This window comes from Herbaspirillum sp. GW103 (assembly GCF_000261365.1).
Classification (GTDB): Bacteria; Pseudomonadota; Gammaproteobacteria; order Burkholderiales; family Burkholderiaceae_D; genus Herbaspirillum.
In genome coordinates, this window is record NZ_AJVC01000004.1 from 105,764 (window position 1) to 132,175 (window position 26,412).

Below are 26,412 nucleotides of genomic sequence, written 5' to 3' on the forward strand. Positions count from 1 at the left end.
TGATCGTGTGCGATTACTTGGCCCCGGCCTGGAACCAGGCGGCGACTTCAGCGCGTTCCGCATCGGTCATCTGGGTCATGTTGGCCAGCGGCATATCCTTGGTCTGGACGGCGCGCTGGAAGATCTTGGCCGCGTGCTGACGGATCAGCTCAGGCGTCTGCAACATCATCCCCGCCGGGGCGGTGGCAAAGCCGGCCTGGGTCGGCTTGTCCGAATGGCAGCTGGCGCAACGCTGGGTAATGATGGCCTGAATGCGGGCGAAGTCCGGTGCGGCGGCAGCGACCGGTGCCGCACCCGCAGCAGCAGGTGCCGCCAGGGGCGTCACCGGACGCGGCGCAATCGCCACCGCCACGCCCAGCAACAGGGCCACGCCGGCGATGGGATAGGCCACCACCACGCGGCCCTTGTGTCGCAAATTGAAGAAGTGACGAATCAGCACACCGGCCGCCATGATCGCCGCCAGCACCAGCCAGCTGTAGGCGTGCGTATAGGTCATCGCATAGTGGTTGCTGATCATGATGAACAGAATGGGCAGGGTGAAGTAGTTGTTGTGCACGCTGCGCTGCTTGCCCTTGCGACCATGGACGGGATCCGGCGAGCGGCCCGCCTTCATTGCCTCCACCAGCTTGCGCTGCCCCGGGATGATGACCATGAGCACATTGCCGACCATGATGGTGCCGATCATCGCGCCCACGTGGATATAGGCTGCGCGGCCCGACAGCAGGTGCGTGAGCAGATAGGCCACCGCCACGATGAAGACGAACATCACCAGCCCCAGCAGCCCTTCGCGCTTGCCCAGTGGCGACTTGCACAGCAGGTCGTAGACGATCCAGCCCAGCACCAGCGTACCGATGCCCACGCCCACTGCTTGCGGACCGGTGAGGTTAGCCACCGACTTGTCCACCATCATGGCCGAGGCATTGAAGTAATACACGATGAACAGCATGGCCACGCCGGTGATCCAGGTGGCATAGGCTTCCCACTTGAACCAGTGCAATTCCTCGGGCAGTTCGGCCGGGGCCACCAGATACTTTTGCGGATTGTAGAAACCACCGCCGTGCACCGCCCACAGTTCACCGGAGACGCCCTTCTTCTCCAGATCGCTGCCCGGCTTGGGCGGGCGGATGGAGTTGTCCAGCCAGACGAAATAGAACGAGGCACCGATCCAGGCGATGCCCGTGATCAGATGCAGCCAGCGGACCAGCAGATTGGCCCAGTCGATGCCATATGAAACCAGGAGTGCTTCCATGTCTTCCCCACGCAGGATTGCTGTCCGCCACCGCGACCTACTCCGGACAGGCGAGGCATCGCCTCAGGAATGGGCCGCCATGAAAGTCTTCCCCCGCCATGCGCATGCCATGGCAACGACTGGATGAGTGGAGTGAAGGCTTCCCGCGCGCCGGGAAGCGCGGGCACCGTGATGGTGCCGTGCCTGGTCTCCCGTCGTGCTGCCGCTACGACCCGATGGCTTTTGCCATCTGTTTTTTTGGCCGCCCTGCTGATGCGGGACGGTTGCACGAACGATAAACGCGGGGACTGCACAAAACATGGTCATCAACGTATATTTGACATACGAATGACGATATACAAAAATGCCCCCTGGATGTGGGACGCTTGCGCTCGCATCCCGCCAGGCCGCCGCCCGAGCCGGTCTGGGCAAACGACAACGATAATGCGCCTGCCCCGATGCAGCCGCCCCAGAGTGAACGAAAAACCGTCACCTGTCCCGCACCACAAGACCCCGGAGACATTCCCATGTCCAGGCTGCCTGACCATCTCGACATCCACCTCATCCGCATTCTTTATCTCCTGCTGTGCGAGAAAAACGTCTCGCGGGTGGCCTTGAAACTGAACCAGCCGCAGCCCTCCATCTCGGCCTCCCTGCGCAAGCTGCGCGAACTCACCGGTGACCCGCTGCTGGTGCGCGGTGCGCGCGGCATGGTCCCGACCCAGCATGGCGAGAGCCTGTTGAAACCGGCCAAGCGCATCCTCGACGAGACCGAACGCCTGTTCGTGCCCAAGACCGCCTTCGTACCGCAAGAGGAGGAGCGCACCTTCCACATTGCCGCGCCGGACTACATGAACACGCCCTTCTTCACCGAAGTGATCGCCCGCCTGCGCCGCGAGTCGCCGCGCAGCCGCATCGTCATCCATGCGCTGGGGCCGGATACCGATTACGTGCGCCTGCTCTCCGACGGCGAACTGGATCTGGTCATTGCCAACTGGGACGAGCCGCCCGCGCACCTGCATCTCTCCAAGCTGTTCGATGATCCCATCGTCTGCCTGATGCGCGCCGACTGCGCCTATGCCAAGCGCACCGCGCGCGATGCCATGCGCATCGAGGACTATCTCTCGCTGCCGCATGCAGCGCCCTCGCAGATCCTGCCCGGCTACCACGGCACCATCGACACCTTCCTGGAAAAGCAGAACCTGCATCGCAACGTGGTGGTGGAATCGGCGCACTTCCGCATGCTGCCCTACATGGTGGCGCAAACCGACCTGGTGCTCACAGCAGGCCAGCAGTTCGCCAGCTTCTACGAAAAGCTCCTGGGCCTGAAAAGCTACATGGTGCCGATCAAGTTCCCGCCCCTGCGTTTTTACCAGCTGTGGCATGAGCGGGTGCATCAGGCGACCGAGCACAAATGGCTGCGCGCCCAGGTCAGCGCGGCCGCCAAGATGATGGCGCAGGGCCGCGCCTGAACCGGTGCCGGGCCGCTGCGGCAAAGGAAACGGGCGGTCCGGCATATATCGGCGGCGCGCCTGCCGGTATGCCGGGACTTATATATCGCACTGACCGGATTGCATTAGTATCGCCAGCAACAGGCCGGTATCCGCACAAAGACAGCACCAAGACGCGGAACACGGTACTGGGCCGGAACCACCTTCAAGCGGCAAGGCACGCCCTCCTGGCAACACGGAGACACAATACGGGCGCGGTCACATGCCAGGTTCCATCGATAAAAAAATACCAGGAGACAACCCCATGCAAGCCGCTCGCCATCCGGTGGATGAACGCCTACCCCTATTCAAGCTCTTTGCCCTCGGCATGCAGCATGTGCTGGTGATGTATGCCGGCGCCATTGCCGTGCCGCTCATCATCGGCGGCGCGCTGAACCTGCCCAAGTCCGAGATTGCCTATCTCATCAGTGCCGACCTGTTCTGCTGCGGCCTGGTGACCATCATCCAGAGTGCCGGCATCTGGAAGTTCGGCATCCGCATGCCGGTGATGATGGGCGTGACCTTCGCCGCCGTGGGGCCGATGGTCGCCATGGCCAACGACCCGCAACTGAACATCCTGCACATCTATGGGGCCGTGATTGCGTCCGGCGTCTTTTGTATCCTTGCCTCGCCCTACATGAGCAAGCTGATGCGCTACTTCCCGCCGGTGGTGACGGGCACCGTCATCACCGTCATCGGGGTCTCGCTCATGGGCGTGGGCATCAACTGGGCGGCGGGTGGGCAACCGGTGATCGGCAAGCTGGTCGACGGGGTCTTCGTGAAGGTCCCCAATCCCGACTACGGCTCGCCGCTGTCGCTCTCGATTGCGGCGGTGGTGCTGGTCTCGATCCTGCTCATCACCAAGTACACACGGGGATTCATCTCCAACATTTCGGTGCTCATGGGCATGGTGGTCGGGTTCGTGATTGCCTTTGCCCTCGGCAAGATCAGCTTTGACGGGCTGGATGCGGCGGACTGGTTCGCCTTCATCCAGCCCTTTCACTATGGGCTGCCGCAATTCGACATCGCCTCCATCATCAGCATGTGCCTGGTGATGATCGTGACCATGATCGAATCGACCGGCATGTTCATGGCACTGGGCGACATCGTCGGCCGCCGTATCGACGACCGCACCCTGGCCAGCGGCTTGCGCGTGGATGGCCTGGGCACGGTGATCGGGGGACTGTTCAATACCTTCCCCTATACCTCCTTCTCGCAGAACGTCGGGCTGATCGGCGTGACGGGAATTCGCAGCCGTTTCGTCTGCGTGGCAGCCGGGGGGATCCTGATTGCCTTCGGCCTGTTCCCCAAGATGGCGCACGTGGCCGCATCGATTCCGCAATTCGTGCTGGGCGGGGCCGGCATCGTGATGTTCGGCATGGTGGCAGCGACCGGCATCAAGATCCTCTCCAAGGTCGATTTCCACGGCAACCGCAACAATCTTTTCATCGTGGCCATCAGCATTGGCGTGGGCATGATCCCCATCGTCGCCCCGACCTTCTTCGACAAGATGCCGCATCTGCTGGGCACCATCTTCCACAGCGGCATCCTGCTGGCCTCGGCCATGGCGGTCGGTCTGAACCTGTTCTTCAATGGCCGTGGCAGCGAAGAGGACGTGGCCCGCTATGCGGTGGCGGCGGCGCAGAGCTCGGACCACTGAAACGCAGCCGGCGAGATATGCCGCCGTGCATAGCGCCCAGATGAAACCGTTGATGCCATCCGGGCCAAGATGTTTTAAAGTCTCATCTGCGCTGCAAACCGCACCGGGCGGGCTTGGGCGCAGAGCGTGAGACGACAGCCGCAGACAACAATCGGCACCGACAATCCTGATTTTCAGATGGGAGTATTGGCGCGGACTTGCGGCATCACCCATGAACACAGCGAGGGAGCCGGCGGCGCGCCGACCGGCCAGCACATGACGACGACACTGGAACAACTGAACGCAGCCGAGACTTCGGCCTTCATCGCCGCCCTGCACGGCATTTACGAGCACTCTCCCTGGATTCCCGAGCGGGCTGCGCTGCAGCGTCCTTTCCGCAATCTGACTGCCTTCAAGCTGGCCTTGCACAAGGTCGTGACCGACGCCAGCCGCGCCGAGCAGCTGGGCCTGATCCGGGCCCACCCCGAACTGGCTGGCCGCGCCGCCATTGCCGGCGAGCTGACCGCCGAATCTACGGGAGAGCAGGCCAAGGCCGGATTGAATCTGTGCACCCCGGAAGAATTTGCCCGCCTGCAACAACTCAATGCCGACTACAACGCAAAATTCGGCTTCCCTTTCATCCTTGCGGTGAAGGGCCCCACCGGTGCGGGCCTCACGCGCCAGCAGATCATCGCCACCTTTGCCCGCCGCCTGCGCAACCAGCCGGAAGACGAATTGCGTGAAGCCCTGCGCCAGATCGGCCGCATTGCCGAGATGCGCATCAACGACCTGCTGGGCCATCGTCCGGCGATGGGCGCGATGGTGATGCAGTGGGCAGAAGAGATCGGCGCCTTGTCCGAAGACGAAGGAGCGCTGACCTGCACCTATCTCACCGAAACGCACCAGCGCACGGCAGAGCAGATTGCGCAATGGATGCGCGAGGCCGGCATGCACGTGCATATCGATGCGGTCGGCAACGTGGTGGGGCGATATCTTTCCACGGATCCGCAGGCCAAGACCCTGCTGACCGGCTCGCACTACGACACGGTGCGCAATGGGGGCAAATACGATGGACGCGAGGGCATCCTGCTGCCCATCGCCGTGGTGAAGCATTTGCATGAACGTGGCGAGACCTTGCCTTTCCATTTTGAGGTGATCGGTTTTTCGGAAGAAGAAGGTGTGCGTTTCAAGAGCACCTTCCTGGGCAGCAATGCGGTGACCGGCCATTTCGACATGAAGCTGCTGGAGTTGCAGGACAAGGATGGCATCAGCATGCGCGAGGTCATCACCAGGGCGGGTCATGATGTCGCGGCCATCCCGCAGATCGCGCGCGACCCGGCCGACATCCTGGGCTATGTGGAGGTGCACATCGAGCAGGGACCGGTGTTGCTCAATCGTGATTTGCCGGTAGGCATCGTCACCTCGATCGCGGGCAGCTCGCGCTATCTGGTGGAATTGAAGGGGGTGGCCAGCCATGCCGGCACCACGCCGATGGACATGCGCAAGGATGCGGCCGCCGCAGCGGCCGAGATCATCCTGGCTGTGGAGCAGCGTTGTTCGCAGGACCAGCATGCCGCGCTGGTGGGCACGGTGGGGCAGTTGCAGGTACCGCGCGGGTCGACGAATGTGATTCCGGGCGCGTGCCAGTTGTCGCTGGACATTCGTGCGGCCGAGGATGGAGTGCGTATTGCGGCGGTGAAGGACATCCTGGGCAAGATCGAAGAGATTTGTACTCGCCGCAGCATTGACTTCAAGCTCGAAGAGACCTTGAGCGCCCCGGCTGCGCCGTGTGCGCCGTGGCTGATGGATCAGTTGCGCGCCGCGACGGAGCGTGCGGGGGTGATGCCGTTCGAGTTGGCTTCCGGAGCGGGGCATGATGCGATGGCGATTGCGAAACTGACGGATGTCTGCATGTTGTTTACGCGTTGTGGCAATGGCGGCATCAGCCACAATCCGCTGGAGACGATGACGGCGGATGATGCAGAGGTCTCGGGGCAGATTTTGCTGGATTTCCTGCGCAGCTTTGAGGCGAAGCGCTAATGATTTATATGATTTAGCCAGCGGCGCGTCTTCGATACGCGGCGGTGCCGCTACTCAGTCCGAACGGGAGTTTGAGCACCCGACCGCACAAAGCCGCAGGCGAGGAAGACAATGGCGATGCCGAAGGCGAGGAAGACAATGGCGATGCCGAAGGCGAGCCCGTGTGGACGGTCCCCATAGAGCCAGCCGTCGCAGCGGAGCGAAAAGTGGATCAGAAGAATAGTCGGAGCGAAGCGACTCTATTCTTCCCACTTTTCGCTTCGCTGCGACGGGGACCCTCCGCAGGAGGGCTGGCTCTTTGGGGTCGCCTTCTTTTGCTTACTTTTCTTGGCGAGACAAGAAAAGTGAGCGGCTGCCGGGCCGCTCCCGGCGCGTTCTCCCGACCGGAGAAAGATAGGCGTTGAGCTAGAGCGCAGGAAGAAATTCCGTGCAGACTACCCAAAACACAAAACACAAAACACAAAACACAAAACAGCAAAACAGCAAAACAGCAAAACACCAGCATTAAGCAACTCTTAACGCTAACCAGAAACAGCATTAACCGGACCTAAACCCTCCCAACAACCCCACCCGTCGCAGTCGTTAATAGGGCAAGAAAGGGACTCCCCCCTGTCACCTGCGCCGACCCGCATTCAATCACATCAACAAGGAAGCCAAGAAGGAGTCCAACCATGCAAGAGCAAGCAACAGGCAAGACGCTGTTGATCAGGAACGCGCGCGTCCTGGTCACCATGAACGAAGGCCGTGAAGAGATCGCCGATGGCGCGCTCTACATCAGGAACAACGTCATCGAGCAGGTCGGCAAGACCGAAGATCTTCCGCAAGAGGCCGACGAGATCATTGATGCCAGCCACCACGTGGTCATCCCTGGCCTGATCAACACGCACCACCACATGTACCAGAGCCTGACCCGCGCCATTCCCAGCGCGCAGAATGGCGAACTGTTCAACTGGCTGACCAATCTGTATCCGATCTGGGCTGGCCTGACGCCGGAGATGATCCGCGTATCGACGCTGACCGCCATGGCCGAGCTGATCCTCTCGGGCTGTACCACCAGCAGCGACCACCTCTACATCTACCCCAACCAGACCCGCCTGGACGACAGCCTGGAGGCGGCTGCCCAGATCGGCATGCGTTTCCACGGAGCGCGGGGGGCCATGAGCGTAGGCCAGTCCAAGGGCGGCTTGCCGCCGGATCGTGTGGTCGAAGAAGAGCCGTCCATCCTCAAGGACACGCAACGCCTCATCGAGACCTACCACGACAGCCAGCGCCACGCCATGCAGCGCATCGTGGTCGCCCCCTGTTCGCCCTTTTCGGTCTCGCGCGACCTGATGCGCCAAGCCGCCGACCTGGCGCGTCATTACGGCGTCTCGCTGCACACGCACCTGGCCGAAAACGTCAACGACATCGCCTACAGCCGCGAGAAATTCAACATGACCCCTGCGGAATATGCAGAAGACTGCGGCTGGGTCGGCCACGACGTCTGGCACGCCCACTGCGTGCAGCTGGACGACCATGGCATCGATCTGTTCGCCCGCACGGGCACGGGCGTGGCGCACTGCCCCTGTTCCAACATGCGACTGGCCTCCGGCATCGCCCCCATCCGCAAGATGCTGGACGCGGGCGTGCCGGTCGGCCTGGGCGTGGACGGCAGCGCCTCCAACGACAGCGCCCACATGCTGGGCGAAGTCCGCCAGGCCATGCTGCTGCAGCGGGTGGGCTTTGGCCCCGACGCCATGACCGCGCGCCAGGCGCTGGAAGTGGCCACCCTGGGTGGTGCCAAGGTATTGAATCGCGACGACATCGGTGCACTCAAGCCGGGTATGTCCGCCGACGTCGTCATGTTCGACACGCGCCAGATCGCCTTTGCCGGCGCGCTCCATGATCCGGTGGCAGCGCTGGTGTTCTGCACCCCCGCCAATGTGGACACCAGCATCATCAATGGCCGCGTGATCGTGCGCGAGGGACAGCTCACCACCATTGAGCTGGGGGCGGTGCTGGAGCGGCACAATCATCTTTCGCTGGAACTGGCGCAGGCAGCGCGCTGACATTGCCAGAGGGACGGAACTATATGCGTATCACGGACATGAAAATAGGCGCGCGACTGGCGCTGGGTTTCGGCGCGGTCATGGCGCTGCTGCTGGCCATTGCCGTACTGGGCAACCTGCAACTGGGACGGCTGGCTGATGGCATCGGTCTGATCGTCAAGGACCGTTATCCCAAGACAGTCATGGCCAACACGGTACAGATCCAGGTCAACAAGATCGCGCTCGACATTCGCGACATCCTGCTGACCGACGATCCGGAACGCATCAAGGCCCTGGCTGCCGACGCCACTGCAGCGGACCGCAAGATGAACGCGTTCCTGGACAAACTCAAGGAAGTGGCGCGTACCGAAGAAGACCGACGCTACGTCGAGGCGGCCATCGCTGCGCGCCAGGCCTACGTGCCGGCGCGCGACAAGCTCATGGCCCTGGCCCTGGCCGGACAGGTAGAAGACGCCAAGCAGTACCTGCCCCGACAATTCATGCCGGTGCAGATCAAGTACTTCATCGCGCTCGACGCCATGTTCGACTACCAGGGCGGCCTGATGGATGCCGCTGGTGAAACCGCCACGCAGGATTCCGCCAGCGCCCGCCACATCATCAACGCCCTGGCGCTGGTCGCCCTGCTGCTGGCGGCGGTAGTGGCATGGCTGGTCTCGCGCAGCATCGCGCGGCCGCTGGTCCATGCCGTCACGGTGGCGCGCCGGGTAGCACAAGGCGACTTGTCGGCGCGTGTGGAGGCGAGATCGCGGGATGAGACAGGGGAACTGATGATGGCCCTCAAACTGATGAACGACAACCTGCGCAACATCGTCGGCCGGGTGCGCCATGGTACGGAAGCGATCAACCACGCTGCCGGTGAAATCGCCAGCGGCAATCTCGACCTCTCGGCACGCACCGAGCAACAGGCGGGCTCGATCGAAGAGACCGCCTCGGCCATGGAAGAACTGAGCTCCACCGTCAGACAGAACGCCCACAACGCCAGCGAGGCTACAGCGCTGGCAGGCAACGCAGCGCGCATCGCGGTACAGGGCGGCGACGTGGTAGAGCAAGTAGTCAGGACGATGGCCGACATCAATGCCTCATCGCGCCAGATCGTGGACATCATCGGCGTGATTGATGGCATTGCCTTCCAGACCAATATCCTGGCCCTGAATGCCGCCGTGGAAGCAGCACGTGCGGGCGAACAGGGGCGCGGCTTCGCGGTGGTGGCTTCCGAAGTGCGCTCGCTGGCGCAACGCAGTGCGACCGCTGCCAGGGAAATCAAGGCACTGATCCATGATTCGGTCGGCAAGATCGACAGCGGCGCCACACTGGTGCAAGAGGCGGGCAGCACCATGCAGCAGGTGGTCGCCAGCGTGCAGCGGGTCAATGCCATCATCACCGACATCAGCACGGCCAGCCGTGAGCAGAGTGGTGGCATCGAAGAGATCCACCATGCCATCACACTCATGGATGAAGCGACCCAGCAGAATGCGGCATTGGTGGAAGAGGCTGCTGCCGCCGCCCAGGCCATGCGCGACCAGGCCGCACAGTTGCGGGAAGCGGTGGGGGTATTCAGGCTGGATGCGTGAGATCCGGTCACCGGCCGCGCATGCAGGTGCCCGTGCAATACGGCGACAATTAAAGTAATATTTCCGGCGGCTGACGACCAAGCTCAACTTCGGCGCGCCTGACCATAAAAATTAATCAGGGGAAACAATGAACATTCGAATTGCCATCGCCGGCATCGCCCGTGCGTGCGTAATACTCGCCATCCCATTGACCCTGGCAGCCTGTGCCACCCGCACCCCCTTGCTGCCCGACGACTATGCAGGCCCGACAGCGGTCCTCAAGGACTCGGCCGACATGCTCAGCATGAGCAAGGCCTACATGTATTACGCCGCCAACATCAATGCCATCGAGGTCGACAATGTCCGCTTCGCCACCCGAAGAGCGAGCGAAGGACGCGGCGCCCTGATGCTTCTGCAGAAGGTGGAGCGCCGTATCCCCGCTACACCGGTCAAGGTGCAGGTCGTGGCGAGGACGGCCTATGCCATGCCCATCATGGCCATGACCGGTACGGTCTATCAGGTCAAGGGCGAAATCGATTTCACCCCGGAGCGGGGCAAGAGCTACGTCGTACGTGGCAAGCTGGGACCGAACTACAGTGCAGTGTGGATCGAGGAAGAAGCGAGCAGCACGCTGGTGGGCCAGAAGATCGAAATCAACGGTTCAGCCGAACTGGGATTCTTTGATAAATGAAGATACCGTCACAGTCCGGCCGCGTCAGCACCGCGTCGATCATGAAGACATTTGTTCTGTTGTGCGCCGGTACGTGCGCGCTCCTGCTCGGCGGCTGCACTGCCTATCCCGTCGCCGCCTATCCTGACAGCACAATGACGCGCGTGAGCGCCGCCGATTTGCCGCGCGGCGAAGCGCCATTGAAATTGAAGATGGAAGTGCAATGGCTGATGAATGGGCAAGCGCCCGATACCAGCGCGCTGTCGATGCAGATCGCCTCGCCCGGACCGGATCCCATGGTGTTGCGCAACATCATGGAGACGGCATTTCAGCAGACGGGAGTCATCGCCATCAGTCAGCTTGACGCGGTAGGCGTGGTCAAGGTCACGATCAATGACGTTTCCGATATTGCCGAGGCGATCAATCAAGGAGTACGTCTGGGTGAAAAATGGGGGGACGGCCATGTCACCGGTAAAGAGGAGATGATGATGTCTCTTGCTATCCGCGTCGGCGACAGGAGTGCGCATTCGCCCGCAGTGCGGGGGGCTTTCTACAGCGTGATTGCCAAATCGCGCTTGCCCGATGACCCTCGGCTGCAACCGGCAAGAGCCGTTCAGGAAGACCTGTTCCAGCAATTGCTGATCAAGTGCCTGCTGGCAATGGATAAGGACGGCAGTCTACAACGCCTGCGTGCCCGCTGATACCGGGGCCTGCGCAGAACCCATTTCAAAACAAGGGGGGAATCCGTGAAGTCCAACCTGGTCTTGAGCTTGCTCGCCATCTTGACGCTGTCGGGGTGCGAAACCTATCGCATCACCGGTTACCAGCCCTCGCCAGCGACGACGGCAGCGATCGTGACTTCCCGGCTCACACCCGTGGCTGTCATTCCGTTTACGGCAAGCAAGCCGGGCCTGGCCTCCATCACCTGCCGGGCAGCGGGGCCGGTCACTGTCGCGCCACATTTCGCGGGCTATATCGAGAACGCTTTCATCATCGAATTGCGCAAAGCCGGGGCTTACGATCCGTCCTCTCCCATCAAGATCAGCGGCAAGCTCGAAGAGATCGACTTCAGTACCACCTTCACTACCACCACGTGGATGCTTTCGCTCACGGTTTCCAATGCTGGTCGGCAAAGCTTCACGATCAAATCGACTCAGCAGTTCGAGGGCAGCTTCTTTGCCCCTGTCGCCTGCAGCATGGCCCGAGACTACTTTGTCCCGGCCGTTCAGCAACTGCTGCGAGAGGTCCTGCTGGATCCGCGTTTCAAACAGATGACCAAGCCGACTCACGAACTGCTCACGCAAGTTTTCAAGCCGGCGTTGAATTGATGCAGGATCGTACGTGACCGTCGCAGGCCGGTCATCCGAACTCTAGGGCCAGTTCATATTCGATCTGCGAGATGCGTGCCAGGGCCTGTTCACATTAAATCAAATCGATCAAGGGGAATCATGCTGAAAAAAGTATTGGGATGGGGTGTGCTGAGCGCCACGCTCTTACTCACGGGCTGCGCCACAGTCAAACCGATGAGCTATTCCACCGATGCGCCTGCGGCAGTGGCCAACGACAAGGTGCTCTATCTGATGACCGCCACGATCCGCAATGTCTACCGCCCATCATTCCAGCCCAAGCTGCTGGTGGCGCATGTTGAAATACCCGATGCGCAGAGCAAGGAAGAACGTTTCAACTTCAAGATCGATCCGGAAGGCAGCCTTGAAAACAGCACGCCCGAGGTAGGCAATACCTATCTCCTGCGCATGGAATTGCCGCCTGGTGAATACAAGCTGGTGGGGCTGACCTGCGTGAACAAATCCTTCCCCTTCATCGTCCAATACCTCGTTCCCATCCATGCCACCGTCAAGCAGACGGTGCCAGGCGCCTATTATCTGGGCCATGTCGAGGCGCTGCTGCGTGAGCGTCAGGGCAGCGAATTCCGAGCCGGACCGCCGCTGCCACTGATCGATCAGTCCCTCGGCGGGGCCTCGGGTGGCAGCTTCGATGTAGCGTTCTCCGATCGCTGGAAAGAAGACTCGGAACTCTTCGTGACGCACTTCCCGTCCATGAAGGACCTGCAAGTCACCAGCGCACCACTACCGCCGTTTGATCGAGCCTATGCGCAGAAATGGTGGGAAGACCACTGAGTCTTTGACCAATCCTGGTCCGCTGCAGAATGCCGCCGTCCGCAAGGGCAGCGGCATTTTTCATGATGTGCCCTACCCCCACACCTCCGCCACCCGCAACAGATTGGTACTGCCCGGCTGCCCGAAGGGCATGCCCGCGGTGATGGCGATCTGATCGCCCGTGCGCGCAAACCCTTCCCGCACTGCGGCCTGACACGCCGCACTCACCATCTGCCGTTCGTCATGCACGGCTTCGCTGATGGTGCAATGTACCCCCCATACCAAGGCCAGCCGACGTGCCGTCGCCAGCTGCGGCGTGATGCTCAGGATCGGTGCCGCCGGACGCTCACGCGCGGCGCGCAGACTGGTATGACCGGAGCTGGTGTAAGTCACCGTGGCCGTCGCGCCAAGGATGCCCGTCACATCACGCAGAGCCGCGCAGATCGCATCAGGCCGGTTGTTCTGCGGCGGCGTATATTGCGCCTGCATCAGCGTGCGATACAGCGGATCCTGCTCGACCTGCACAATCACCCGATCCATCATGCTCACCGCCTGCAGCGGATAGTCACCCTGGGCCGACTCGGCCGAGAGCATCACCGCATCCGATCCATCATAGATGGCACTGGCCACATCCGACACTTCCGCGCGCGTGGGCACCGGTGCCGCAATCATCGATTCCAGCATTTGCGTGGCGATCACGATGGGCTTGCCCTGCTGGCGGCAGGCGCGCAGGATGCGCTTTTGCGTGCCCGGCACACACTCCGGCGGCAGCTCCACACCGAGGTCGCCGCGCGCCACCATGATGGCGTCGGACACCGCCACGATCTCGTCGAGCCGCTCCAGCGCGGCCGGTTTCTCCAGCTTGGAGAGGATGGCCGCACGCCCTGCCACCAGTGCACGTGCCTCCAGCACATCTTCGGGGCGCTGCACGAAGGACAGCGCGATCCAGTCCGCCCCCATCTCCAGCGCGAAGTCCAGATCGCGGCGGTCCTTGGCGGTCAGCGCAGGAATCGGCAAGACCGCATCGGGCACATTGACACCCTTGCGGTCGGAGACCACGCCGCCATTGACCACGCGCGTGCGAATGGAATCACCATCGCTGGCTTCCACCTGCAGGCGCAGCTTGCCGTCGTCGATGAGCAGGCTTTGTCCCGCTTCAATGGCTTCGAACAATTCAGGATGGGGCAGGCAGACGCGATGCTCGTTGCCGGGGGAGGCATCACGGTCGAGGGTGAACACCTGTCCGGCCTGCAGCACTGCCCTGCCCCCGTCGAACTGGCCGATGCGCAGCTTGGGTCCTTGCAGGTCGGCCAGCACGCCAATGGGGCGGCCGACTTCGCGCTCCACCTGGCGCACGATCTGGTAACGCGCGTGATGATCGGCGTGGCTGCCGTGACTGAAATTGAAGCGGAACACATCGGCCCCGGCCTCGAAGAGCGCGCGGATCATCTCCGGCGTGGCGCTGGAGGGACCCAGGGTGGCGACGATTTTGGCCTGGCGCAGGCGGCGCATAGGAATCTCCCGTAATGCTGGTTGTGATGACGTGGTCGACATGCGTAATGGTGCAAGCGATGAGGGCTTGCCAATGGCAAGCCCTCTTGGGGATGATGGCGTCCGGTCAGGATGCCTTGGCAATTTCGTGGTTGGACAGCATCTCCACCGCCCGACACAGCGCCGAGTGATCCATCCCCGCCAGTCCATTGGCCGCGCAGGCATTCATCAGTTCCTGGGCCACCGCGGTATTGGGCAAGCTGATGCCCAGCGCCTTGGCCCCTTGCAGGGCCAGGTTCAGATCCTTCTGGTGCAGCTCGATACGGAAGCCCGGCGCGAAGGTACGCTTGACCATGCGCTCGCCATGCACCTCCAGAATCCGCGAGGACGCAAAGCCCCCCATCAACGCCTGCCGCACCCGCGCCGGATCGGCCCCGGCCTTGGAGGCGAACAGCAGAGCCTCGGCCACGGCCTGGATGTTCAGAGCGACGATGATCTGGTTGGCGACCTTGGTGGTCTGCCCGTCGCCATTGCCACCGACCAAGGTGATGTTCTTGCCCATCAGTTCGAACAGCGGCCTGACGTCGTTGAAGGCCGATTCCGAACCGCCGACCATGATGGTCAGCGAAGCCGCCTTTGCGCCGACCTCGCCGCCCGAGACCGGCGCATCCAGATACTGGCAGCCCAGGGCATTGATCTTCTTGGCAAACTCCTTGGTGGCGATGGGCGAGATGGAACTCATGTCCACTACGATCTTGCCCGGTGACAGCCCCTCGGCCACGCCCTTCTCGGCGAACAAGACGGCCTCTACGTGCGGGGTGTCCGGCACCATGACAATGACGATGTCGGCGCGCCGCGCCACTTCCGCACCTGACGTGCAGACAGTGGCACCGCCCTCCAGCAAGGAGGCGGGGGGATTTTTCTGGTCGTGCAGGTAGAGCTTGTGACCGCCCTTCTGCAGGTTCTCTGCCATGGGCGCGCCCATGATGCCCAGGCCAATGAATCCAACTTTTGCCATGCTGTGTCTCCTCAAGAAAGATGAAATCCTGCTGTCAAGTGTTCAGGCCGTCTGCAATCCGTGTTGCGCGATCCAGCCCAGTCCTGCCATGGTCCCGGCCTGCGGTTTGTATTCGCAGCCGATCCAGCCGCGATAGCCGATGTCCTCCAGCCAGCCGAACAGGTAGCGGTAATTGATCTCGCCAGTGCCGGGCTCACCGCGTCCGGGGTTGTCGGCCAGTTGTACGTGACCGATCAGGGAGAGGTTGGCCTTGATCGTATTGGCCAGCTCGCCCTCCATGCGCTGCATGTGATAGATGTCGTATTGCACGAAGAGATTGTCCGAGCCGGTGGCCAGGATCAGTTCCACCGCCTGGCGCGTCGTATTGAGGAAGAAACCCGGAATATCGAAGTGATTGATCGGCTCGATGAGCAGACGAATGCCTTGCTCCTTCAGGCACGCGGCGGCGTATTTCAGGTTGCCGACCAGCACCTCGCGCGCCGCTTCGCGCGAGACGCCCGGCGGCAGGATGCCGACCAGGCAGTTGAGCTGCGACACCTCCAGCGCGCGGGCATAGCGGATCGCTTCATTGACCCCGGCGCGGAACTCGGCTACGCGGTCGGGGTGGCAGGCGATGCCGCGCTCACCGGCGTCCCAGTTACCGGCGGGAAGATTGTGCAGCACCAGTTGCAGGCGATGCGTACGCAATTGGGTGGCGATCTGTTCCGGGTCGAAAGCATAGGGGAACAGGAATTCCACCGCGCGGAAACCGGCCTGCGAGGCCGCCGCGAAACGGTCAAGGAAAGGCTGTTCGGTAAACAGCATGGTGAGATTGGCGGCGAGTCTGGTCATGCTTGGCTCCTTTGTTGTTAGTCCAGCAGGCTGATGGCGGTGGGCGCATCGTCGGCGTGCTCGGCCAGGGGTTCGAATTCATTGATGGCATCGATCTCGGTGCCCATGGCGATATTGGTGACGCGTTCCAGGATGATTTCCACCACCACCGGCACGCGGTACTCGGCCATCCAGCGCCGGGCCTGGGCGAAGGCATCCTGGATGGCGTTGGGATCGGTGACGCGAATGGCCTTGCAGCCCAGGCCCTCGACCACGGCCACGTGGTCCACGCCATAGCCATTGAGCTCGGGTGCATTGATGTTCTCGAAGGCCAGCTGCACGCAGTAGTCCATCTCGAAGCCGCGCTGTGCCTGGCGGATCAGGCCGAGGTAGGAATTGTTGACCAGCACGTGCAGATACGGCAGCCTGAACTGCGCGCCCACGGCCAGTTCCTCGATCATGAACTGGAAGTCATAGTCGCCCGAAATGGCCACCACCTTCTTCTGCGGATCGGCCGCCACCACCCCCAGCGCGGCGGGAATGGTCCAGCCCAGCGGCCCGGCCTGGCCGCAGTTGATCCAGTGGCGATCGCGATAGACGTGCAGAAACTGCGCTGCGGCGATCTGCGACAAACCGATGGTGGCCACGTAGCAGGTATCGCGACCGAAGGCATGATTCATTTCTTCATACACGCGCTGGGGCTTGACGGGCGTGTCATTGAAATGGGTGCGACGTTGCAGGCTCTTCTTGCGTTGCTGGCATTGGGCCAGCCACGCCGAACGATCGGGCAATCGCCCTTCTGCCTTCCATTGCCTGGCCACTTCCACGAACAGCGCCAGCGCCGCACCGGCATCGCTGACGATGCCGTAATCCGGCCCGAAGACGCGACCGATCTGGGTCGGTTCGATATCCACGTGGACGAAGGTGCGGCCCTTGGTAAAGACATCGATGGAGCCGGTATGGCGATTGGCCCAGCGGTTGCCGATGCCCAGCACGAAGTCCGAGGCCAGCAGCGTGGCATTGCCGTAGCGATGGCTGGTCTGCAGACCGACCATGCCGGCCATCTGCGGGTGGTCGTCGGGGATCGCGCCCCAGGCCATGAGCGTGGGGATGACCGGCACACCGGTCAGTTCGGCGAACTGCACCGCCAGTGCGGCGGCATCGGCATTGACCACGCCGCCGCCGATGGTGAGCAGCGGGCGTTGGGCGGCGTTGAGCATCTCCAGCGCCTTTTCGATCTGGGCGCGGGTAGCGGCCGGACGATAAACCGGCAGCGGCGCGTAGGTATCGGGATCGAAATCGATCTCGGCCATCTGCACGTCGAAGGGCAGGTCGATCAACACTGGGCCGGGGCGGCCTGAGCGCATCAGGTGGAAGGCTTGCTGGAACACGCGTGGCACCTGGGCTGGCTCGCGCACGGTCACGGCCCATTTGGTGACGGGCTTGGCGATGGATTCGATGTCGACGGCCTGGAAGTCTTCCTTGTAGAGCCGGGCGCGCGGTGCCTGGCCGGTGACGCAGAGGATGGGGATGGAATCGGCCTGGGCAGAATAGAGCCCGGTGATCATGTCGGTCCCCGCAGGGCCGGAGGTACCGATGCACAACCCGATGTTGCCGGCCTTGGCGCGGGTATAGCCCTCCGCCATATGGGAAGCGCCCTCCACGTGACGGGCCAGGATGTGCTTGATGCCGCCGTGTTTCTTCAGGGCCGCGTAGAAGGGATTGATCGCTGCGCCCGGCACGCCGAAGGCTTGCAGACAGCCTTCCCTGACCAATACCTGCACTGCCGCGTCGACTGCTCTCATCTTTGCCATGCTCGTTCTCCAGGATGTCCGTTGGTGGATGTGTGATCGCTGGAGGCCATGCTAGTCATTACAAATCCGAATGATAAGTATCATCGGAGTCCACTGATTACTGAGCAAAAGTATGGAAACATCCAAAAAGTATTGAATTACACTCAGGCCGGGAGGGATTGATGGACAAACTCAAGCAGATTGAAGCTTTCGTACTGGTGGTAGACAAGGGCAGCCTGGCGGCGGCGGCACTGGAGGAGAAGGTCACCCCGGTGATGATGGGGCGCCGCATCGATGCACTGGAGAGGCGCCTGGGCACCAAGCTGATGCACCGCACGACGCGGCACCTGACGTTGACCGAGCAGGGCAGCGTATTTCTGGATCATTGCCGCAAGTTGCTGGAGCAGATGGACACGGCCGAGAAGAGCATAGCCGAGGGGCGGCACAAGGCGACTGGCCACCTGGTGGTCTCGACGCCGGCCGCGTATGGGCGCCTGCATGTGGCGCCGCATGCCCCGGCCTTTCTGGCTGCGCATCCGGAGGTACAGATTTCCTTCAACCTGACGGACCGCGTGGTGGATCTGGTTCGTGAGGGCTATGACCTGGGCATCCGCATTGGTGGCGCCATCGAACCCAGCTTCGTGGCGGTACGCCTGGCCAGCAACCGGCGTGTGGTATGTGCGGCGCCGGAGTATCTGCATCGTTACGGAGTACCGAGGACACTGGATGATCTGGCGCAGCACAACTGCCTGGCGTTCAACTTGCAGGGTGGGCAGCAGCGCGGCTGGTATTTCCAGCAAAACGGCAAGCCGGTGATCATCAAGGTGCAGGGCAATCTGGATTGCAATGATGGCGAGTTGCTGCATCGCTGGGCTGGCGAGGGCTTGGGGCTGGCGTGGCGCTCGACCTGGGAGATCCAGGCGCAGTTGGCCTCGGGGGAGTTGGTGACGGTGCTCGACGAGTATGCCTTGCCGCACTACGACATCATGGCGGTGTATCCCCAGCAGCGGCATTTACCGGCGAAGACGCGGTTCTTCATTGATTATCTGAAGGAAGTGTATGGGCAGCAGGATTATTGGAACGGGAGGCGATGAAAGACGGCGGTGACGAAGCCGCAGGCGAGAAAAAAGGGCGATGCCACAGGCGAGCACGACCGAGGCCGGAGGCGAGCAAAAAAGGGCGATGCCGCAGGCGAGCACGACCGAGGCCGGAGGCGAGCAAAAAAGGGCGATGCCGCAGGCGAGCACGACCGAGGCCGGAGGCGAGCAAAAAAGGGCGATGCCGCAGGCGAGCCCGAGTGGACGGTCCCCATAGAGCCAGCCGCCGCAGGAGGGCTGGCTCTTTGGGGTCGCCTTCTTTTGCTTACTTTTCTTGGCGAGACAAGAAAAGTGAGCGGCTGCCGGGCCGCCCCCGGCGCTCCGTTCCGCCCGGAGAGAGAAAATAATTAAGCTAGAGCGCAGGAAGACATTCCGTGCAGACTACCCAAGAAAACAAGCAAACAATTTCCGAGAAACAACAAAAACAATCCCCAAAAACCCCAGCCGAATAAAACTGGCAAAATCTCGCCTGAGCGACACAAGATTCCATACCTGCGCATCACCAATCATCGGCAACAATCCTCAGTCTCACCTCCGATTTTCGTCGACGAATCCACTTATAACTCCAGGTTAATAATGGCTATGTCATAGCCCTTACATCCCTCCCATGAAATTGAACGACATTAGCAACGCTGCCAGAACAATGCGAAAAGCACCCCCACCAGCAACGCCCATTTTTTGCCTGACCCAGCCTGACCAGCCCGCACAAGAGGATGGACAGCATCAGACAAGTTTTCCGGCGAATAAAAACGGACCAAACGGAGACAACCCACAATGAACGCCTTGAACAAGTTCTTCCGCCTGGAAGAAAACGGCACCACCGTACGCACGGAGCTACTGGCCGGCCTGACCACTTTCCTGACGATGGCCTACATCATCTTCGTCAACCCCAGCATTCTGGGCGATGCCGGCATGCCCAAGGACTCGGTCTTTGTGGCCACCTGCGTGGCGGCGGCTGTCGGCACGCTCATCATGGGCCTGTATGCCAACTACCCCATTGGCCTGGCCCCCGGCATGGGCCTGAACGCCTACTTTGCCTATGCTGTGGTCAAGGGCATGGGCTTCCCGTGGCAGGCTGCGCTGGGCGCGGTGCTGATCTCGGGTTGTTTGTTCCTGCTGGTGAGCGTACTGCGGGTACGCGAGCTGATCATCAAGAGCATCCCGGCCTCGCTGCGCACGGCCATTCCGGCCGGCATCGGACTCTTCCTGGCCATCATCTCCCTCAAGAGTGCCGGCATCGTCGCGGCCAACCCCGCCACCTTCGTCACCCTGGGCGACCTGCACCAGCCGGCCCCGGTGATGGCCATCATTGGCTTCCTGGTGATCGTGGCGCTGGACCGCCTGAAGGTACGCGGCGCGCTGCTGATCGGCATCCTGCTGGTCACGGTGCTGTCCTTCCTCTTCGGCGGCAACCACTTCTCCGGCATCTTCGCCGCCCCGCCCTCGGTGGCCCCGACCTTCCTGCAACTGGACATCAAGGGCGCCATCTCCATGGGCCTGTTGAATGTCGTGCTGGTGTTCTTCCTGGTGGAACTGTTCGACGCCACCGGCACCCTGATGGGCGTGGCCACTCGCGCCGGGCTCATGAAGGAAGGCAAGATGGAGCGTCTGAACAAGGCCCTCATGGCCGACAGCACCGCCATTGTCGCCGGCTCCCTGCTGGGCACTTCCTCCACCACCGCCTACATCGAAAGCGCCGCTGGCGTACAGGCCGGTGGCCGCACCGGCCTCACCGCCGTCGCCATCGCCGTGCTGTTCCTGCTGTGCCTGTTCATCGCCCCGCTGGCCGGTGTGGTCCCGGCTTATGCCACCGCACCGGCGCTCTTCTTCGTGGCCTGCCTGATGCTGCGCGAACTGGTCCACATCGACTGGGAAGACACCACCGAATGCGTGCCGGCCGTCATCACCGCCCTGGTGATGCCCTTCACCTACTCCATTGCCAATGGCCTGGCGCTGGGCTTCATCAGCTATGCCGGACTGAAGCTGCTCACGGGTCGTATGAAGGATGTTTCAGTGGTAATCTGGATCATCGCCGCGGTCTTCCTGTTCAAGATCATCTACCTCGGCGGTGAGTGAGCCCTGCGCGGGAACATGAAGTAAATTGAAAAATCGAGGAGGCAGCCCGGCACGACGCGGGCCGCCTCTTCGGGATCGTGACAAGAGGGAACCCGACAATCGTCCGCAACAATCGCAGGCGGACAATCCGTTTCCTCTTTTGACGACCCCGGCACGTTTCTTGAATGCCATCTGGCCACGGGAGACACCACAGGCCGGCCCCGCCCCAAGCGGACAGGCCGCCTGAAAGCAGATCCAACAACAAGAAGCACGCCCCACGATACGCCCTGGAGCGCGCCATAAAGCAGTCTGTTTTGTAGACAATCCATTTCGAGTAAAGCCAAATGCCAGAGACCACCCGCCCCATCCAGTTCTACTTTCGCGGCCAGACCCACGAAGTAGCAGGCCAACCCACGACCCGCACCGTTCTGCAGCATCTGCGCGAGGACCTGCATTGCACCGGCACCAAGGAAGGCTGTGCCGAAGGCGATTGCGGTGCCTGCACCGTGGTCGTGGGTGAACTGCGCGATGACCGGCTGGAACTGAAGACGGTCAATGCCTGCATTCAATTCCTGCCCACGCTGGACGGCCGCGCCCTGTTCACCGTGGAAGACCTGAAGCAAGCCGATGGCTGCCTGCATCCGGTGCAGCAGGCCATGGTGGAATGCCATGGCTCGCAATGCGGCTTCTGCACGCCGGGCTTCGTGATGTCGCTGTGGGGCCTGTACCTCAAGCATGACAAGGACGGCATCACGCCCGGCAAGCGCGAGATCGACGATGCCCTCTCCGGCAACCTGTGCCGCTGCACCGGCTATCGCCCCATCATCGATGCGGCACGCCGCATGGGCGAACTGCCCAAGGTCGAGTTCGACCGCGAGGCCGTCAAGACCGCCCTGCGCGCCATCGACCAGGACACGCCGCTGGCCGTCACGCATGCAGGCCAGACCTTCCACGCACCGCGCACCCTGGCACAGCTGGTGCAGCTGCGCGCCGAGCTGCCCAAGGCCCGCATCCTGGCCGGCTCCACCGATGTGGGCCTGTGGGTGACCAAGCAGATGCGCGAGCTGGGCGATATCGTCTACATCGGTCGCGTGGAAGAACTGCGCGCCATGCAGGTGCAGGACGGCATGCTGGAGATCGGCGCCGGCGTCTCGCTGGAAGAGGCTTACGCCGAAGCCGCGCGCCATTATCCGCAAGAGCTGTCGGAACTGTGGCAGCGCTTCGCCTCCCTGCCCGTGCGCAATGCCGGCACGCTGGGCGGCAACGTCGCCAATGGTTCGCCCATCGGCGACTCCATGCCCTGGCTGATCGCACTGGGTGCGCAGATCGTATTGGCGAGCGTGCGTGGCCAGCGCGTCATGCCGCTGGAAGACTTCTACCTGGCTTACCAGAAGTCGGCCCTGCAAGCCGATGAAGTGGTGCAGGCCGTACGCATCCCGCTGCCGCGCAAGGACCTGCGCTTCCGGGTTTACAAACTCTCCAAACGCTTCGACCAGGACATCTCTGCGGTCTGTGCCGCCTTCGCGCTGCGTATGGAGGGCGACATCATCGCCGAGGCGCGCATCGCCTTCGGCGGCATGGCCGCCACCCCCAAGCGGGCCGCGCAGGCTGAAGCGCTGCTGCAAGGCGCTGCCTGGAGCGAAGCGCAAGTGCAGGCAGCGATGGCTGCACTTGCACAGGACTATGCGCCCCTGTCGGACATGCGGGCCACCTCGGCCTATCGCTTGCGCACGGCGCAGAACCTGCTCTATCGCTATTGGCTGGAAACCCGCACCGAGGCGCCGCTGGCGCCTCAGGATGTGCGCGCCTTCGCGGTCAGCGCCGCGTGAAGCCCTTGGACCGAACCAGCAGGAGAACCGCATGAACAAGCAAACCGAACAATTCCTCAACACCCTGGTCCAGCCGCCCAAGGACTGGGCCACCGTGGGCAAGCCGCATCCGCATGAATCGGCGATGCTGCACGTGACCGGCGAAGCCATCTATACCGACGACATCGTCGAGCTGCAAGGCACGCTGCATGCGGCGCTGGGGCTGTCGCAAAAGGCCCATGCCCGGGTGCGCGCGATCGATCTGGAGCAGGTCAGGGCCGCGCCTGGTGTGCGCGCCGTCTTCACCGCCAACGATATTCCCGGCGAGAACGAATGCGGCGCCATCATCCACGATGACCCGGTGCTGGCCGATGGCCTGGTGCAATACGTGGGCCAGCCAGTCTTCATCGTGGTCGCCGACAGCCATGACCAGGCCCGCCGCGCCGCACGCCTGGCGGTGATCGACTACGAAGAACTGCCGCCGATCCTGACCCCGCGTGAGGCGCACGCTGCGCAATCCTACGTGCTCCCGCCGATGCACCTGACGCGCGGCGAACCGGCGGTGGCTCTGGCGCTGGCGCCGCACAAGCTGCGCGGCCAGTTCGACGTGGGCGGCCAGGAGCAGTTCTATCTGGAAGGACAGATTTCCTATGCCATCCCCAGGGAGGGACGCGGCATGCACGTCTATTGCTCGACCCAGCACCCCAGCGAAATGCAGCATCACATCGCCACGGTCCTGAAACTGGCCTCGCATGACGTGCTGGTGGAATGTCGGCGCATGGGCGGCGGCTTCGGCGGCAAGGAATCGCAATCGGCCCTGTGGGCCTGCGCCGCGGCGGTGGCGGCAGCGAAACTGAGGCGCCCGGTCAAGCTGCGCGCCGACCGCGATGACGACATGATGGTCACTGGCAAGCGTCACTGCTTTGCCTATGACTATGAGATCGGTTATGACGACGATGGCCGCATCGTCGCTGCAAAAATCGACATGATCTCGCGCGCCGGTTTCTCGGCCGACCTGTCCGGCCCGGTGGCCACACGCGCGGTCTGCCACTTCGACAATGCCTACTATCTTTCGGACGTGGAAATCCACGCCATGTGCGGCAAGACCAACACCCAATCCAATACCGCCTTCCGTGGCTTCGGCGGACCGCAGGGTGCCTTGGCCATCGAATACATCCTCGACGAGATTGCGCGCAACCTCGGCCGTGATCCGCTGGAGATCCGCCGCAACAATTTCTATGGCCCCAGCGAGGCCGAAGGACCGGAGGCGCGCAACGTCACCCATTACGGGCAGAAGGTGGAAGACAACATCATCCACGGCCTGGTCGACCAGCTCGAACGCACCAGCCGCTATCAGGAACGTCGCCGCGCGGTCGCCGAGTTCAATGCCGCCAGCACGGTGCTCAAGAAGGGCCTGGCTCTGACGCCGGTGAAGTTCGGCATTTCCTTCAACGTGCCGCACCTGAACCAGGCCGGCTCGCTGGTGCACGTCTATACCGATGGCTCGGTGCTGGTCAATCACGGTGGCACCGAGATGGGGCAAGGTCTGAACACCAAGGTGGCGCAAGTGGTCGCCCATGCCCTGGGCGTGCCGCTGGAACAGGTGCGCTGCACCGCCACCGATACCAGCAAGATCGCCAACACCTCGGCCACCGCCGCCTCCACCGGCAGCGACCTCAACGGCAAGGCGGCGCAGGATGCAGCCCTGCAGATCCGTGCACGCCTGGCCGAGGTGGCCGCGCGGCATTTTGGCGTGGAGGCAGCATCGGTACGCTTTGCCGATGGACTGGTGCTGGCGGGCGAGCAATCACTGCCCTTCGTCGAACTGGTGATGAAGGCTTATCTGCAACGCGTGCAATTGTGGTCCGACGGTTTCTATTCCACGCCCAAGGTGCATTGGGATGCCAAGCGCATGCACGGTCATCCCTTCTTCTATTTCGCCTATGCGGCGGCGGTATCCGAAGTGGTGATCGACACCCTCACCGGTGAATGGAAACTGTTGCAGGCCGACCTGCTGTATGACGCCGGCGAGAGCCTCAACCCGGCGCTGGACATCGGCCAGGTCGAAGGCGGCTTCATCCAGGGCATGGGCTGGCTGACCACCGAGGAACTGTGGTGGAACAAGGACGGCAAGCTGATGACGCATGCCCCCTCGACCTACAAGATTCCGGCCATCTCGGATTGTCCGGAAGCCTTCCGTACCGAGCTCTATGCCAACAGCAATGTGTCCGATACCATCCACCGCTCCAAGGCCGTGGGGGAACCGCCGCTGCTGCTGCCGTTCTCGGTGTTCCTGGCAATCCGCGATGCGGTATCGGCGGTGGGCGCGCATCGTGTCAATCCCCCGCTGCGCGCACCGGCCACCAGTGAAGCCATCCTCGACGCGGTCGATGCCGTGCGCGCGGCCACGCTTACTCAGTAATACGCGGCGGAGAAACATCATGACCACATGGCTGAGCGCATTGCGTCGCATGCAGCAGGACAGCGTCCCGGCGGTGCTGGTGACGGTGGCACAGATCCAGGGCTCGACGCCGCGCGAGCCCGGAGCGCGCATGCTCTATACCGCCGGGGGCCAGTTCGACACCATCGGCGGCGGCCACCTCGAATGGCGCGCGGCGCAGATTGCGCGGGCCATGTTGCAGGCCGACGCCGACCCGCTGACCAACCGCCGCCGGCTCGAACGCATCGCCCTCGGGCCCAGTCTGGGCCAGTGTTGCGGGGGCGTGGTGTTTCTCTGCTTTGAGCGCATCGAGGCCGATGCCATATCACTGCACACGTGGCAGGCGCTGGAACAGGCGTGGTCCGAAGGCAGCGACCTGTGGCGCGCCCTGCCGCTGGATCAGGACGGGCCGCTGCAACTGATGGATAACGATGGCGAGCCCTGCCCGCCTGATGGCCCCGAACTCGGCTTGCCGCGCGAGGCATTGCGCCACGCGCGGCAGACGCAACTGGTACGCGACGCACAGGGCCGCCGCTGGCTGCTCGACCTGTGCCGGGCGCACCAGCCGCAGGTGGTGCTGTTCGGTGCCGGCCACGTCGGCGCGGCCATCGTCAAGGTCTTGTCCAACCTGCCCTGCCGGGTGCTGTGGGTCGATGAGCGTGAAGACATGTTCCCGCCCGATCTGCCGCCGCAGATCCGCATCGAGGCTACCGATGTGCCCAATGCTGCGGTCGACATGGCCGAACCCGGCGCGTATTATCTCGTGATGACCCACAGCCACGCCCTCGACCAGCAATTGAGCGAACGCATCCTCAAGCGTGACGATGCGGCGTGGTTCGGGCTGATCGGGTCCATCACCAAGCGCAAGCAGTTCGAGCATCGCCTTGCTGAGCGCGGTTACTCGGCGGCGCAGCTGGAACGCATTACCTGCCCCATCGGCATTCCCGGCATCTATGGCAAGGAACCCGCCAGCATCGCCATTGCCGTGGTGGCGCAACTGATGCAGCTGTGGGAACTACGCTTTACCCACCCCAAACCCAAGGCATGGCCACTGAGTCTGGCCACACACGCTCTGGACGGCAGAGGCTGAAGGAACACCCTGCCGTCACCCCTTCCGG

General features: G+C 62.6%; 19 protein-coding genes. 14 read left to right on the forward strand and 5 right to left on the reverse strand.

All coding sequences use genetic code 11. From position 1 onward, the window contains the following. Nucleotides 1–13: 13 nt before the first annotated feature. Nucleotides 14–1,249: a urate hydroxylase PuuD gene (locus GWL_RS12695; RefSeq protein ID WP_008330719.1), complete on the reverse strand. Its 1,236-nt coding sequence runs from the start codon at nt 1,247–1,249 to the stop codon at nt 14–16. A gap of 506 nt (nt 1,250–1,755) precedes the next feature. On the opposite strand from GWL_RS12695, the gene GWL_RS12700 reads away from it, so the two are divergent. The 9 genes from GWL_RS12700 (at nt 1,756) to GWL_RS12740 (ending at nt 12,803) form a co-directional block, all read left to right on the forward strand. After that, complete coding sequence (locus GWL_RS12700; protein WP_008330720.1) at nt 1,756–2,700, forward strand: LysR substrate-binding domain-containing protein; 945 nt, start codon at nt 1,756–1,758, stop codon at nt 2,698–2,700. Nucleotides 2,701–2,983: 283 nt separating this feature from the next. Then, nucleotides 2,984–4,378: a nucleobase:cation symporter-2 family protein gene (locus GWL_RS12705; RefSeq protein WP_008330722.1), complete on the forward strand. Its 1,395-nt coding sequence runs from the start codon at nt 2,984–2,986 to the stop codon at nt 4,376–4,378. Between the two features lie 255 nt (nt 4,379–4,633). Then, complete coding sequence (locus GWL_RS12710) at nt 4,634–6,397, forward strand: allantoate amidohydrolase (RefSeq protein WP_034351131.1); 1,764 nt, start codon at nt 4,634–4,636, stop codon at nt 6,395–6,397. A gap of 671 nt (nt 6,398–7,068) precedes the next feature. Continuing rightward, the gene (locus GWL_RS12715) at nt 7,069–8,445 is read left to right on the forward strand and encodes an 8-oxoguanine deaminase (protein ID WP_008330724.1); all 1,377 of its coding nucleotides are present in this window, start codon (nt 7,069–7,071) and stop codon (nt 8,443–8,445) included. A 23-nt stretch (nt 8,446–8,468) separates the two neighbouring features. Next, the gene (locus GWL_RS23905) at nt 8,469–10,016 is read left to right on the forward strand and encodes a methyl-accepting chemotaxis protein (protein WP_008330725.1); all 1,548 of its coding nucleotides are present in this window, start codon (nt 8,469–8,471) and stop codon (nt 10,014–10,016) included. A 127-nt stretch (nt 10,017–10,143) separates the two neighbouring features. Beyond that, complete coding sequence (locus GWL_RS12725; protein WP_008330726.1) at nt 10,144–10,686, forward strand: hypothetical protein; 543 nt, start codon at nt 10,144–10,146, stop codon at nt 10,684–10,686. Nucleotides 10,687–10,727: 41 nt separating this feature from the next. Then, nucleotides 10,728–11,366, forward strand: coding sequence for a hypothetical protein (locus GWL_RS12730; protein WP_157174241.1), 639 nt, complete (start codon nt 10,728–10,730; stop codon nt 11,364–11,366). Between the two features lie 45 nt (nt 11,367–11,411). Beyond that, on the forward strand, nt 11,412–11,993 hold the full coding sequence (locus tag GWL_RS22750; protein WP_008330728.1) for a hypothetical protein: 582 nt from the start codon (nt 11,412–11,414) through the stop codon (nt 11,991–11,993). Nucleotides 11,994–12,113: 120 nt separating this feature from the next. Beyond that, nucleotides 12,114–12,803 (forward strand): hypothetical protein, encoded by a 690-nt coding sequence (locus GWL_RS12740; protein ID WP_008330730.1) that lies wholly within the window; start codon nt 12,114–12,116, stop codon nt 12,801–12,803. 72 nt (nt 12,804–12,875) lie between these two features. Here GWL_RS12740 and pyk read toward each other — a convergent pair whose 3' ends face one another. From pyk to gcl, 4 genes are all read right to left on the reverse strand, one after another. Further along, entirely contained in the window at nt 12,876–14,294 is a 1,419-nt protein-coding gene (pyk, locus tag GWL_RS12745) for a pyruvate kinase (RefSeq protein WP_008330731.1), read from the reverse strand. Nucleotides 14,295–14,400: 106 nt separating this feature from the next. Further along, on the reverse strand, nt 14,401–15,291 hold the full coding sequence (locus GWL_RS12750; protein ID WP_008330733.1) for a 2-hydroxy-3-oxopropionate reductase: 891 nt from the start codon (nt 15,289–15,291) through the stop codon (nt 14,401–14,403). A gap of 42 nt (nt 15,292–15,333) precedes the next feature. Further along, nucleotides 15,334–16,122, reverse strand: a complete 789-nt coding sequence (gene hyi / locus GWL_RS12755; protein ID WP_008330735.1) for a hydroxypyruvate isomerase — start codon at nt 16,120–16,122, stop codon at nt 15,334–15,336. 17 nt (nt 16,123–16,139) lie between these two features. Beyond that, nucleotides 16,140–17,915 carry a glyoxylate carboligase gene (gene gcl, locus GWL_RS12760; protein WP_008330737.1) on the reverse strand — a complete coding sequence of 592 codons (1,776 nt, stop codon included), beginning with the start codon at nt 17,913–17,915 and terminating at the stop codon, nt 16,140–16,142. Nucleotides 17,916–18,076: 161 nt separating this feature from the next. On the opposite strand from gcl, the gene GWL_RS12765 reads away from it, so the two are divergent. From GWL_RS12765 to xdhC, 5 genes are all read left to right on the forward strand, one after another. Continuing rightward, nucleotides 18,077–18,988 carry a LysR family transcriptional regulator gene (locus GWL_RS12765; protein ID WP_008330739.1) on the forward strand — a complete coding sequence of 304 codons (912 nt, stop codon included), beginning with the start codon at nt 18,077–18,079 and terminating at the stop codon, nt 18,986–18,988. 777 nt (nt 18,989–19,765) lie between these two features. Then, nucleotides 19,766–21,067, forward strand: a complete 1,302-nt coding sequence (locus GWL_RS12775) for an NCS2 family permease (protein ID WP_008330741.1) — start codon at nt 19,766–19,768, stop codon at nt 21,065–21,067. Between the two features lie 323 nt (nt 21,068–21,390). After that, a complete protein-coding gene (gene xdhA / locus GWL_RS12780; protein ID WP_008330745.1) occupies nt 21,391–22,875 on the forward strand; it encodes a xanthine dehydrogenase small subunit in 1,485 nt (494 codons plus the stop codon). Nucleotides 22,876–22,906: 31 nt separating this feature from the next. Then, complete coding sequence (gene xdhB, locus GWL_RS12785; protein WP_008330755.1) at nt 22,907–25,276, forward strand: xanthine dehydrogenase molybdopterin binding subunit; 2,370 nt, start codon at nt 22,907–22,909, stop codon at nt 25,274–25,276. A 19-nt stretch (nt 25,277–25,295) separates the two neighbouring features. Next, on the forward strand, nt 25,296–26,384 hold the full coding sequence (gene xdhC, locus GWL_RS12790; RefSeq protein ID WP_008330757.1) for a xanthine dehydrogenase accessory protein XdhC: 1,089 nt from the start codon (nt 25,296–25,298) through the stop codon (nt 26,382–26,384). Nucleotides 26,385–26,412 lie beyond the last annotated feature (28 nt).